The organism is Bergeyella porcorum (genome assembly GCF_042427575.1).
Classification (GTDB): Bacteria; Bacteroidota; Bacteroidia; order Flavobacteriales; family Weeksellaceae; genus Bergeyella; species Bergeyella porcorum.
The window spans coordinates 199,600-212,632 of record NZ_JBHMFD010000007.1; the positions used below are offsets into that span (position 1 = coordinate 199,600).

The 13,033-nt window shown below is 37.8% G+C and carries 12 protein-coding genes; 5 read left to right on the forward strand and 7 right to left on the reverse strand.

What is annotated here, in order from left to right:
- Positions 1 to 25: 25 nt before the first annotated feature.
- The 5 genes from ACFFUE_RS04240 to xrtF form a co-directional block, all read right to left on the reverse strand.
- Positions 26 to 2,578: a TonB-dependent receptor gene (locus ACFFUE_RS04240; protein WP_376832962.1), complete on the reverse strand. Its 2,553-nt coding sequence runs from the start codon at positions 2,576 to 2,578 to the stop codon at positions 26 to 28.
- 193 nt (positions 2,579 to 2,771) lie between these two features.
- Positions 2,772 to 3,647: a carboxylating nicotinate-nucleotide diphosphorylase gene (gene nadC / locus ACFFUE_RS04245; RefSeq protein ID WP_376832963.1), complete on the reverse strand. Its 876-nt coding sequence runs from the start codon at positions 3,645 to 3,647 to the stop codon at positions 2,772 to 2,774.
- Between the two features lie 51 nt (positions 3,648 to 3,698).
- Positions 3,699 to 5,315: an L-aspartate oxidase gene (nadB, locus tag ACFFUE_RS04250; RefSeq protein WP_376832964.1), complete on the reverse strand. Its 1,617-nt coding sequence runs from the start codon at positions 5,313 to 5,315 to the stop codon at positions 3,699 to 3,701.
- A 4-nt stretch (positions 5,316 to 5,319) separates the two neighbouring features.
- Positions 5,320 to 5,766, reverse strand: a complete 447-nt coding sequence (locus ACFFUE_RS04255) for an exosortase F system-associated membrane protein (protein ID WP_376832965.1) — start codon at positions 5,764 to 5,766, stop codon at positions 5,320 to 5,322.
- Positions 5,759 to 6,283, reverse strand: a complete 525-nt coding sequence (gene xrtF / locus ACFFUE_RS04260; RefSeq protein ID WP_376832966.1) for an exosortase family protein XrtF — start codon at positions 6,281 to 6,283, stop codon at positions 5,759 to 5,761. The genes ACFFUE_RS04255 and xrtF overlap by 8 nt, the downstream gene beginning before the upstream one ends.
- A 54-nt stretch (positions 6,284 to 6,337) precedes the next feature.
- Between xrtF and ACFFUE_RS04265 the strand changes: the two genes are divergently transcribed.
- The 5 genes from ACFFUE_RS04265 to ACFFUE_RS04285 all read left to right on the forward strand — a co-directional run bounded on the left by ACFFUE_RS04265 (position 6,338) and on the right by ACFFUE_RS04285 (position 9,801).
- Positions 6,338 to 7,339, forward strand: coding sequence for an aminoglycoside phosphotransferase family protein (locus ACFFUE_RS04265; RefSeq protein WP_376833280.1), 1,002 nt, complete (start codon positions 6,338 to 6,340; stop codon positions 7,337 to 7,339).
- 15 nt (positions 7,340 to 7,354) lie between these two features.
- Positions 7,355 to 7,765 (forward strand): RapZ C-terminal domain-containing protein, encoded by a 411-nt coding sequence (locus ACFFUE_RS04270; RefSeq protein ID WP_376832967.1) that lies wholly within the window; start codon positions 7,355 to 7,357, stop codon positions 7,763 to 7,765.
- 3 nt (positions 7,766 to 7,768) lie between these two features.
- Positions 7,769 to 8,482, forward strand: coding sequence for a nucleotidyltransferase family protein (locus ACFFUE_RS04275; protein ID WP_376832968.1), 714 nt, complete (start codon positions 7,769 to 7,771; stop codon positions 8,480 to 8,482).
- A 22-nt stretch (positions 8,483 to 8,504) separates the two neighbouring features.
- A complete protein-coding gene (locus tag ACFFUE_RS04280; RefSeq protein WP_327983811.1) occupies positions 8,505 to 9,263 on the forward strand; it encodes an LOG family protein in 759 nt (252 codons plus the stop codon).
- A gap of 64 nt (positions 9,264 to 9,327) precedes the next feature.
- Positions 9,328 to 9,801, forward strand: coding sequence for a DUF6702 family protein (locus ACFFUE_RS04285; protein ID WP_376832969.1), 474 nt, complete (start codon positions 9,328 to 9,330; stop codon positions 9,799 to 9,801).
- Positions 9,802 to 9,888: 87 nt separating this feature from the next.
- Here the strand turns inward: ACFFUE_RS04285 and ACFFUE_RS04290 are convergent, their stop codons facing one another.
- Positions 9,889 to 11,430 carry a glycine--tRNA ligase gene (locus ACFFUE_RS04290; protein WP_376832970.1) on the reverse strand — a complete coding sequence of 514 codons (1,542 nt, stop codon included), beginning with the start codon at positions 11,428 to 11,430 and terminating at the stop codon, positions 9,889 to 9,891.
- 642 nt (positions 11,431 to 12,072) lie between these two features.
- A complete protein-coding gene (locus ACFFUE_RS04295; protein WP_376832971.1) occupies positions 12,073 to 13,029 on the reverse strand; it encodes an AAA family ATPase in 957 nt (318 codons plus the stop codon).
- Positions 13,030 to 13,033 lie beyond the last annotated feature (4 nt).

Consider the following 13,033-nt stretch of genomic DNA (forward strand, 5'->3'; position numbering starts at 1 on the left):
AAAATATTTTAACTAAGTTAATTTTTTAGAAATTGAAAGATAATGTAGCAGACCAAGTTCTTCCAAATCCGAAGAATACTCTGTTTGCAGTATCTATCCCTTTGTACTGAACTCCTGTAGCATTCTTATCTCCTGCAAAGATACTTGTAGCTCCATCTGCAATGTAAGTGGTATCTAATACGTTATTCACATTGGCACCTACAGTAAAGTATTGAGCTGTGTTTTTCAGTCTAATCTTATAAGATGCTCCTAGGTCTAGCAAGTTATAATCTGGCAACTGCAATACTCCTCTCTCTTGATTAGCCTGAACTGCAAATGTACTGATGTCCACAGAAGAGTATAACTTACCAACATATCTCCAAGTTCCATAAACGCTAAGATCTTTCACTGGCTTGATTGTAGCTCCCAAAGATGCTGTAAGCTGAGGGATACTATTACTACCAGAGCCTCCTACTTTTACATTGTCTAGATAAAGTGTAGAAGTATTAGCCCCATTAGCAATTTCTACTGCATTATTATTCTCATCAAAAGCCGTTCCCGTAGGGTTTCCTTTGTATCTATAATCTCCTAGTGAGAACATCCCTTGTAGCTCTAAGAAACTAAAAGGCTTATAAGTAGCATCTACTTCTACCCCAGTATGAACCTGTGTAATACCGCTAATCTCTGCATAACCTCTCAATGCAGAACCATCTGCCAAAGTGAAATCCATAGTTCTTCTCATCCATCTATCTTTCCACTCTGTTCTATAAAGGTTGACATTAGCATTAAGTTTTGCGGAACGGTATCCGTATCCTAATTCTGCTGAGAAGATTTTTTCATTAGTTAATGTAGGATTTACCACTTGCTGGTTGCTTGGATAAACGGCATTCATAAAAGGTTGCTTGCTATAATATCCAATATTGGCAAAGACATTATTGTTAAGGTCGATGTTATAGTTAGCACCCCCTTTCACATTGTAACCGAATAAATCCTTAAATCCTGTTTTTCTATTAACAACCTGCCCTTGTTGTTTGGTAACACCATCTATTACGAAGTTATCAATTCTTTGGTAAGATTGAATAGAAGCCGAACCTTGTACAAAAGCAGAGAAGTTATTCTTAGAATATTCTACTTGCCCGAAAAGACTTGACCACAATACTTCACCATCATTACTATACCCTACTTGCTCTGAAAGTGGCGTTGTTTTTCCTCCGAATGGATTCCAAGTTAGTTTTTTGTAATCCATTAGATTAGACACTACATAAGGAGATACATTAAGATTTGTTCTGTTTTTATATCCATTGGAACCGTATAAGTGGGTAAGCACTTGATAGTGGTATCCGTAATAATATCTATCATCAGAACCGATAGATAAGCTCCAATTATCATTAACTTTATGTTGGAAGTTAATCAAAGCACCATACCAGTTGTGCGAGTTAATGCTTGCTCTTCTTACCAATGTTGCTCCTGCATTAGCAGTATTAGCATCTACCGCGGCATTAGCATCAAAAATCGCATCGTAGTTAATTTGCCCTTGAGCATCGTAGAACCCTGTTGCTGATTTTCCACCTACTCTACCCAAGTCACCTAATCCTCCACCTCTACCATTAGAAGCATAGAATACAGAGCTTAATTTAGATTTTTGAGAAATATTCCAATCCCAATTAAACATCATCACTGGTTTAGCGTAGAAGTTACCTCTGTTGGCTAGTGCGATTCTTCTTCCATTCTCATCAGTGTAATATCCGAAGTCAGAATTATATCTTCTATAAGGAGAGCCGTCGTTATCTGGGTTAAATTTGATATAGTTAGCAATCGTAGGGGCGTAAGAACGCTGGTCGTGCCATTGAGGTGCTGAAGTGATTGAAAACTGGAAGTTATGCTTTTTGTTTGGCTCAAAACCTAACGCAAAATAGTAAGTGTAAGCCTCGTATTCCGTATTATCGATATAAGTAGAACCAGTCTGACGTCCCATTAAGAAAGATGAAGACCAGCCATTAGAAGACTTCCCTGTATTATATGAGAAAGAGGTCTTTAGATAGTCATTATTACCAACGCCTAATCTAATAACCCCTCCTTTTTTCATATCCGCAGAACGCGTAATAAAGTTCATAGTACCTCCTACAGAAGCAATAGCCAACTTAGAAGACCCTAAACCTCTCTGTACTTGAATTGTGCTTGTAACATCAGAAAGACCTGTCCAGTTAGAGAAATAAACAGTTCCAGATTCCATATCATTTACTGGCATACCGTTCACCAATACCGCGATGTTTCTAGATTCAAAACCACGCATTGTAATACCCCCATCTCCGAAACCACCTCCAGATTTTGTAGCGTACACAGATGGTGTAGTGTTTAAGATTTCAGGAAGTTCTAAGTTTCCTAATCTCTCAATAATCTGAGCAGACTTTACACTAGAAACAGCTACTGGTGTTTTTCTGTCTTTCGCGATATCTACCACCCCCGTAATCACCACTTCATCAATATCCTTAGACTTGGTTAAAGAATCATTTGTACTTTGTGCAAAATACATACTTGCAGTAGAAAGAGTGACAATAGAAGTCAACGCCATTCTCTTCCTCAAAGAATTAATCTTCATAATCTTATTGTAATATAAATAAATTTAAATTTCACGGTGCAAAAATAACCCTAAATAAATTAGCCAATGTTAACGGAATGTTAATTAATGCCAATTTGTTAAAATTTTCAAATTACCAGATGTAAATCAAATCTTTACACTTTAACATCCGTTTAAAACAAAAGGGAAATCGTCATCAATTTCCCCTTTATTTTCATCCTAAAATTAATTTTTTGATTGCCTTTAGGCTGATGTCAATATTCTTAGCAGAATGCGTAAGTGCCCCCGCAGAGATATAATCTACACCCGTAGAGGCTACCTCCCTCAGCACCTCTCGGGTAATGCCACCAGACGCCTCCGTCTCGCATTGTTTATTAATGAGTTTCACAGCCTCTCGCATTGTGGCAATATCCATATTATCCAGCATTATTCTATCCACATCTGCTGCCAATGCTTCTTTCACCTCATCCAGATTTCGGGTTTCCACCTCTATCTTAAGGTTTTTCTTATGTTTTTCTAGATACTCTTTTACCATTTTCACAGCATTGGTAATACTGCCATTGTAATCAATATGGTTATCTTTCAGCATTATCATATCATAAAGCCCATAGCGGTGGTTGGTACCTCCACCTATGGCAACTGCCCATTTCTCGCAAATTCTGAAATTGGGAGTTGTCTTTCGGGTATCCAAAAGTTTTGTTTTAGTCCCTACCAAGCGAGCATCCCATTCGTGGGTGAGCGTTGCTATACCACTCATTCTCTGCATACAGTTCAGCACCAAGCGTTCTGTCTGTAAAATGCTTTGGGCTTTACCCGTTACAACAAAGGCAACATCCCCTTTTCTAGCATTTTCACCATCTTTTATAAAAACCTCCATCTGCATTGTAGCATCAAATGTTTTAAAAATAATTTCTGCCAATTCCACTCCCGCCACAATGCAATCTTCTTTTATAATACATTGGGCTTTCTGAACTAAATCTTTCGGTATAGTGGATAGCGTGGAGTGATCTCCATCTTGGATATCTTCTTCTAAAGCGGTTTTAATGAATTGTTTCAATGCTTCATCATTGGCGTAATGAGGTCTTTTCATTGGATGATTTTTAGGGTTTAGTATTCAGTTTTGGTGCTTTATTTTTATTTTTCAATCTACATAAATGGATTTTGATGCCAAATCTTTGTTGTAAAACGAACCTTTGTTTTCTTTCATCTGAAGAGAATGTTTGATGATGAGATAAGACACATTGACTAGGTTTCTCAGCTCTGAAAGCTGCGGCGATAGCTTGGAATAATTGTACAATTCCGTTACGGCTTCATAGATTTCGCGTTGTTTTTTCTTTGCCAACTCCAAACGCTGATGGCTTCTCACAATAGCCACCAAGTCGCTCATCAATTCCTGCAGTTGCTTTCTAAGATAGCTTACCATCACCATTTCATCTATAATTTTCATTCCCTCCTCATTCCATTCTGGAACATTGGCTAAGTCTTGATAATTGAAATCATCTTTTTTCAGATACTCTATAGATTTCATTGCAGCATTATGCCCAAACACCAAGCCTTCCAATAAAGAATTAGATGCTAAACGATTGGCACCGTGCAATCCAGAATTAGTACATTCTCCTACCGCAAATAGGTTTTTTATGGAGCTTTGCCCATCCATATCAATATCAATTCCTCCCATCAGGTAATGGCAGGCTGGCACTACGGGAATCAGCTGCTTAAACGGGTCTATGCCTTCATCTAAACATTTTTGGTAAATATTAGGGAAATGTTCTATAAATTTCTCCCTATCCATCTGCGTACAATCTAGCCCCACATAATCATCCCCACTAATAATCAACTCGTTATCTATTGCCCGTGCGACAATGTCTCGCGATGCCAATTCTTCACGCTCATCATACTTGTGCATAAAAGGTTTTCCATCCTTGGTTTTCAGTTTGGCACCATCACCTCGCACTGCTTCTGAAATCAAAAAGAGCATTCCATCTCTCTTAGAATACATCGCTGTGGGATGAAACTGATAGTATTGCATATTGGATACCTTCCCTCTGGCACGATGCACGAAGGCAATACCATCTCCTGTAGCAATAATGGGATTGGTGGTGTTTTTATAGACGTGCCCAGCTCCCCCTGTGGCAACCAGCGTAATTTTGGCGGTAATCCTCTTGGTAGTATTATTTTTTTCGTCCAAGATATAGGTACCATAGCAGGTAATGGCTTCTAAATTGAGTTCTTTATCAGGAATCTGATGCTCAGTAATGAGATCTACCACATAATGATGGCTAAGAATGGTGATATTAGGTGAGTTTTTAGCCGTTGCCAAAAGGGCTCTTTCAATCTCAAAGCCTGTAATGTCTTTATGGTGTACAATGCGGTTTTCGGTGTGCCCTCCTTCGCGTCCCAGTTTGTAATCTCCATCTTGTTCTTTATCAAAGCGAGTACCCCAATCTACCAATTCTCTGAAGCGTGCAGGTCCTTCTTTGATGACCATCTCTACCACCGCTCTTTTGTTTTCGCCATCGCCCGCCCGCATTGTATCTTCAATATGTTTTTCAAAATTATCTTTATTGAAATCCGTCACCACCGCCAGACCCCCTTGGGCGTACTTGGTATTACTTTCATCTTCATCAGATTTGGTTACAATGGTTATTTTCGTTTCGGGCAATTGCTCTGCTATCTTAATGGCATAAGAAAGTCCTGATATTCCAGAGCCAATGACCAAAACATCGGTAGTAATTTTTGATGAAGTAGAAGTTATCATTATGTTAATTCTTTTTTTGATGCTCCAAAAGATGCTTTCTATAATAAAACATTGGAATAATCAATAATAAAATTAAAGGTTGTATTACAAATCGCCTCACATAAAACGAGAAAAGATATCCCATTTCAAATTTGGTATAGATGCAAAATAAATAAATAGGAAATGTAATGGCAAAAACAAGTACCATCAGCAGAATGCCTTGCAATGTCCATTGTCGATTTAAAAACAAAAAATGAAGAACCATCGCAGAAAATAGCAAGTTTAATACAAAACGAAAACAATGCCCCAAAATCAGTTGAAACCAATTAAAATCAGGGAAAGCACCATTGCGATAATCGCCTTTAAAATACTGAATAAACGGGTCGTAGAACCATTCATCTTCTACCACTCGCACAGCAATCAGCCCTGCAATTCCCACAACCACCAATATCCAACGAAGCCATTTATTCATTTTTCAAAACATAAAATTTAATCCATACCAGCCATAAAATCACCACCCCACCATAAATAATTGCAGGAAAAGCATAATCGTGAGCAGCATTACCCCAAGCTTCATTTTCTACATAGATCACATTGAGCCCCGCAATTCTCAAAACATTCAGAATGTACAATATCGCCAGTCCTATTACAGAAAAAACAAAAGTCTTCCAACCCTTGTAAAACGCAAAAATAAATGATAAAAACAAAATCATAATAGACACCGCATTGCAGCCCTCTACCATTTTTGTAGGATATTGCCCTGAAATATAAAAATATACTGATTTTTCCTTCACCATATCATAGAGCCCCGATGGATATCCTAAAAAATTCTGAACCACCACAACATTATCTGCTATTTTCCTAGAAATAGGATCCAATCCCTGAACCTCAAAATCATTGAGATACAACTGGTAGCTTCCCAATAACATAAGATATATCACAAGGAAACGTAATAGGATTTTTAAAACAGGCTTAAAGTCATCAAACATAGTTGCAAAGATAGGAAATCCGTTTCAATTGTTTATATTTGTAGCGATAACAGCATTGCTTTGGAAGAGATTAAAGATTTTTTTAAACAATTTATTGACAACCAACCATTTGAACTAACCACTTTACCACAAAGTGGTTCGTCTCGTAAGAATTATATCGCCAAGACCAGCGATGTCACTTATGTCGTAACGCAGAACCAAAACATAAGAGAGAACCAAAGCTTTTTTTACTTTACCGAAGTTTTTTCAAAGCTGAAACTAAATACACCCCAAATTTTTGCCATCTCGGAAGATAAAACCATCTATATCCAAGAATTTTTGGGTGAAAAAACCTTATCACAAACCATTGAAGAAGAAGGTCTTTCTGATAATGTAAAAGCTCTGGTGAAAGAAACACTTAACCGATTATACCTACTACAAACCGCCACTAAAAATCAAATTGACTACACACAAACCTCTGAATATGAACGATATGACCATATCCCCATCATTCACGATTTGTATTATTTCAAAAATTTTATGGTAGATGTATTGGAGCTACCTTATCATAAAACCTCGCTACTGAAAGAGTTTTATAAAATCGCGGAAAAAGTTGAAACCCTAGAACCTAAAACCCTGATGATAAGAGATTTCCAAGCCAGAAACATTATGATAAATGCCCAAAATCAAATCGGATTTATCGATTATCAATCTGCAATGGAAGGCGTGGCAATGTACGATGTGGTTTCCTTTCTATTTCAAGCAAAAGCCAATTTTCCCGAAGCATTCAAAAAGGAAATGATAGACTATTATATTTCCCTTTATGATGATGAAAGTACCCTGCAAAAACTCCGCGATTCCATTGCTTGGATTCAACTGATGCGGTACCTCCAAGTGCTCGGGGCTTACGGTTTCAGAGGCTTGGTTCAGAAGAAAAAACACTTTCTCAACAGCATAGAACAAGGCATTGAAAATATTTATCACCTGATGACACATTGGGACAATGCCCACGAGTTTCCAGAGCTAACAAAAGTGATTAAGGCATTAAAAAAAGTTCAACCTCATATTAATATTTAAACTAATTATATACAAATGAGCATTTTAAACATAGATATTCATAGTTTTTCATACAAAAAAGGAGGCATTCCCAAAGATAATACCGATAACGGCGGCGGCTTCGTTTTTGATTGCCGAGGCATCTTAAACCCTGGTAGAATAGAGGAGTACAAAAGCCAAACGGGTAATGATGCTCCCGTACAAGAATATCTTGAACAAAACACCCAAATGCCAGATTTCTTAGCTTCAGCAAAGAGCATTGTAAGCATCTCCGTTGACAACTACCTCTCACGGGGGTTTGAAAACTTACAGGTCTCCTTCGGTTGCACGGGCGGACAGCATCGCAGTGTTTATTCAGCGATAAAAATGGGCGAATACCTAAAAGAAAAATACCCGCAAGCCAATGTAACAGTAACTCACGATGAACAGCCACAATTGAACCCATAGCCGATGAAAGCTTTTATCTTCGCAGCAGGAAAAGGCACTCGCCTAAAACCCTTTACAGACCAGCACCCCAAGGCTTTGGCAAAAGTGAATGGCGTGGCTCTTTTGGAAAGAAACATCAGATATTTGCAATCGTTCGGCATTAATGATTTTATCATTAATATCCATCATTTTGGCGAACAGATTGTGGAATTTTTAGAAGAAAATAAAAATTTCAACGCTAATATTGAAATCTCTGATGAGAGCAGAGAGCTTTTAGAAACGGGAGGTGCCTTGGTATTTGCCAAAGAGTACATTCAACAAGAAGAGCATCTTCTGATAATGAACGCCGATATTCTTACTGATTTGAATATACACGATTTCATTAACTTTCACTTGAGCTCTGAAAATTTCGTTTCATTAGCGGTTTCCGATAGGAAAAGTTCCAGAAAATTGCTTTTTGATGATGGAATGGCTCTCCAAGGTTGGCGAAATGAAACCACAGGAGAAACCATTTTGAACAACACAGATAAAAACCTAAAACCCCTCGCTTTCAGCGGAGTACATTGCATCAATACCAATCTTTTAAAAGCAATGAGCCGAACGGGAAAATTTTCCATTATGGAAGAATACCTTGATTTAATGAAGGATTATCAGCTAAAAGGCTATCAGCATAATGCTACTTTAATAGATGTGGGAAAGCCAGAATCCATAGCAGAAGCAGAACAATATTTTAAATAATCAAAATGATAAAACAACCAATATGTCAAAAATAAAAAGAGGAAAAGGACTTACAAAAGCCGTTGCAGGAAATGAGCAAGAAATAGACCAACGCGTTCAGAGCCATTTCAAAGAAAAAACTTGGGACGAAACCATTACCAAAGACAGCTGGATGGTTTTCAAAATTATGTCCGAATTTGTAGATGGCTACGAGAAAATGGCAAAAATAGGACCTTGCGTTTCCATCTTTGGTTCAGCAAGACTGAAGGAAGAAGACCCATATTACAAAATGGCGGTGGAGATTGCTGAAAAAATCACAGCCTTAGGATTTGGCATCATCACTGGAGGTGGGCCTGGTATTATGGAAGCAGGGAATAGAGGAGCCTATCAAGCAGGTGGCAAATCCATCGGCCTTAATATAGAATTGCCTTTTGAGCAACATTTTAACCCTTATATAGATAAAGACTACTCTTTAGATTTCAATTATTTTTTCGTGAGAAAAGTAATGTTTATGAAATATTCCCAAGGCTTTATCGTAATGCCCGGTGGCTTTGGAACTTTAGATGAACTTTCAGAAGCTTTAACATTGATTCAAACCCATAAAATTGCAAAATTCCCTATCGTATTGGTAGGTTCAGAGTTTTGGAGTGGACTTCTGGATTGGTTCCGCAATGCTTTGGTAAAAAATGGATTAATTGCAGAGGACGACCTTAATCTTTATCGTATCGTAGATACTGCAGATGAGGCTGTAGCTCACATCAAGGCGTTTTATGAGAAGTACACCATCAATGTTAATTTCTAACTTGGCATATTATTTGACCCCAATGAGATAAGACTTTTTTAAGTCGGATAAAAACAGAAAAAAAATGAAAAAATTATTATACATCTTTCCACTAGTGATTTTAACAGCTCTAGTGATGAGCTTTTACAGTGCAGACTTTTTCTCGTCTATGACGAAGGTAGATTATTCCGAAGGCAATAAGACATTAAAATTTACCACCAAGCTGAATACCTCTCACATTTCTAATGCCATTGGCATCAGACCAGAGACGGCAGCATTTGAAGCCGAAGTAAAAAAATACATCAATAGAAACTTTGATGTTGCAGTGAATGACGCTCCTAAAAACATCACCTTTACAGGAAGCCAAGTGAATGGCGAGTCGGTTTGGGTCTATTTTGAAGCTTCTGGCGTAGGAGAAATTTCTTCATTGAAAATTAGAAATTCCATCTTGTTTGATGCTTACCCTAAACAATTTAATGTGGTAAACATCGCCTACAAAGGCAAACAAAAAACAATGAACTTCACCAAAGGAAAAGAAACCAACACGGTAACATTCTAAAACAAAACAAATACTTTAATCTTTTCATAATCAAAAAACCACCTTAGAGATATTTCCGAGGTGGTTTTTGTTATATTCTGCTTCTATCTAAATTTTAGACAATAGCGTTCTAAAGTTGACTTTTTCATCGATGATTCTTCTAAGCTCAGAGACTGGCACACGCTCTTGTTGCATTGTATCTCTATCCCTTAGCGTTACGGTATGGTCGGTAAGAGAATCGTGGTCCACAGTAATACACAATGGCGTTCCAAGGGCATCATTTCTTCTATAACGCTTACCAATACTGTCTTTCTCTTCGTAAATCAAGTTGAAATCATACTTCAAATCATTGAAAATCTTCTCTGCATATTCTCCCAAACCATCTTTCTTCATCAGAGGTAAAATAGCCGCTTTCACCGGAGCTAACGCTGGCGGTAGCGATAATACAGTTCTCTCTGAGCCATCTTCCAAAGTCTCGTTTTTCAAGCAATGGGATAGCAATGCTAGGAACATTCTATCCAATCCAATGGAGGTTTCCACCACATAAGGCACATAGCTTTCGTTTCTTTCTGGGTCGAAGAACTGAAGTTTTCTACCAGAATGAGCTTCGTGGGCTTTCAAGTCAAAATCAGTACGCGAGTGGATACCTTCTAATTCTTTAAATCCAAATGGGAATTTGAATTCAATATCTGCTGCTGCATTGGCATAATGAGCCAGCTTTTCGTGATTGTGAAATTTATAGTTTTCCTCACCAAGCCCAAGAGCCAAATGCCAATTGAGGCGTTTTTGCTTCCATTCTTCATAGAATTTCAACTCTGTTCCTGGAGCTACAAAAAATTGCATTTCCATCTGTTCAAATTCTCTCATTCTGAAAATAAATTGCCTTGCCACAATTTCATTTCTGAATGCTTTTCCTATCTGCGCAATCCCAAAAGGAAGTTTATGACGGGAGGTTTTCTGTACATTGAGAAAGTTTACAAAAATCCCTTGTGCCGTTTCTGGTCTTAGGTAGAGATCCATTGCATTCTCTGCGGAAGCCCCCAATTTTGTCCCGAACATCAAATTAAACTGTCTTACATCCGTCCAGTTTTTAGATCCCGTTTCTGGGTCAGCTATTCCCAGTTCTTCTATCAAGGTTTTTACATCTGCCAAATCTTCGTTTTCCAAAGATCTCGCCATTCTTTCAAGAATTGTTTTTTGCTTTTCTCTATACTCCAAAACCCTTGGGTTGGTGCTTTCAAATTGGGCTTTATCAAACGCTTCACCAAATCGCTTCGCCGCCTTATCTATCTCTTTTTGGGCTTTATCTTCCAGCTTTGCACAGTAATCTTCTATCAGCACATCGGCACGAAAGCGTTTTTTAGAATCCTTATTATCAATCAAAGGGTCATTAAAAGCATCCACGTGCCCCGATGCCTTCCAAGTGGTAGGGTGCATCAGTATCGCAGAGTCTATCCCTACGATATTTTCATTGAGCTGCACCATTGCTTTCCACCAATATTGCTTGATGTTATTTTTGAGCTCTACACCGTTCTGACCATAATCATAAACCGCCGAAAGCCCATCATATATCTCTGAACTTGGAAATATAAAACCATACTCCTTTGCGTGGGAAACCACATTTTTGAAAACATCTTCCTGCTTTGCCATAAAATATTGATTTGAGATGCAAAAATAATGAATAAAAATTGAAAACAGAGGTCAGAGATTAGATATTTAGGTTATAACAACAGAACCGATGAGATGAGATGGCGATATGATGGTAGAAAGGCGTATTTTACCTTATTGCTGATTGCGTTTTTGATTATTTTACAACGCTTTTATTACAAATTTAAAAACGAGATTTTTATTATCTTTCTCCAAGGTTCTTCCAAGGTAGCTCCAAGGTTTGTTCAAGGTAGGTGGTTTTGAGAGATTTTTAAAGAATATTTGAAGATTTTGGAAATTTGGGGATTTAGAAATTTGAAAATTTGGAAATGAGGTAATGGGAGGATGGGGAGATGGGATGATTTTTTTTGGAGGGGGAGTGGGATTGTTTTGGGTAGATTGCGATTTGCTCCTACTATCCTACTGCCTATATAGCGTTGTAGGCTAGTATAGTGAGCGTACGCAATAAGCCCCTACATTTTTAACACCCCGCCTACGGCACCCCTTCCTCCCCCAACCCCTCCGAAGGAAGGGAGAAAAGAGGGGGAATTGGTGTATGTTATTGCTTTCTTCTGATTTTGTGAAGCTCTTATTATAAAAAAAAGCAACCTCGTAGGGTTGTTTTTTCTCGTTCAATACGAGATTTTATAAAAATTCATCTCTGTGTTTTTCAAAAAGGTTGAAATAATGTTTCATATTTTCTAGTTCGTTCCATTTGGATAATGTGGCAGGAGCGGCATCTAGGTTATAAATCTTGGCATTGGGAATGGACAATAAAAACGGCGAGTGTGTAGCGATAATGAGTTGGGAACCTCCCATTGCGACAAGAGATAAATATTCTGCCAATTTCATCTGATACTCACAGGACATACTATTTTCTGGTTCGTCTAGAATGTAAAGCCCTCGCTCTGCAATCTGCTCAAAGAGGTACATTAGAGCGGTTTCACCATTAGAAAAGCCGTCTTCTATTTTGCCTATTTTTTCTTCTAAGAATTTGGAAGCAGATAGTTTTCTCACTTTATTATATTCTATATACTCATCTACTCCTTCTCCTGTATCAAAGTTCATTTTTTGAGGTGGTGTATAATTAATAAATTGGGAAACTAAGGCTTGACTTTTGAAGATTTTTTGTTCGGTTTGGCAGCGTTTTTCTAGCATATACTTAAAAATATCATCGCTAGTAATCATTTTAGAGATTTCAGAAATATTGTATTTGCCTTGTTTCTTACCCGTCATATCATATTCCTCTCCTGTCCAGCTAAGGTCTGTTTTATACTTACATAACCTCAAATACTCTTTCATCCATTTTGTGGTATTGTAAGGGGCAGTTCTTGGGATTTGTAACTTGTTGGAAATGATGTTCAGTGCTGTGGATTTACCAGACCCATTGCCTCCGTAGAGAATGGTAATTGGTTCAAAATCTAAGGAATGTAATCCTATGCCAGACATTAATCCAAAAGGATATACGCTTCTCATATAAAAATCAACCCCATAGTTTCTTTCTCCTTTAAGAGCCTTATTTTCTCTTGATGTAACAAATCTTTGCAATTCCGTTTCCTCTGACCCTATACTAGGAAACCTAAAATTTTCTAAATAAACCATAATT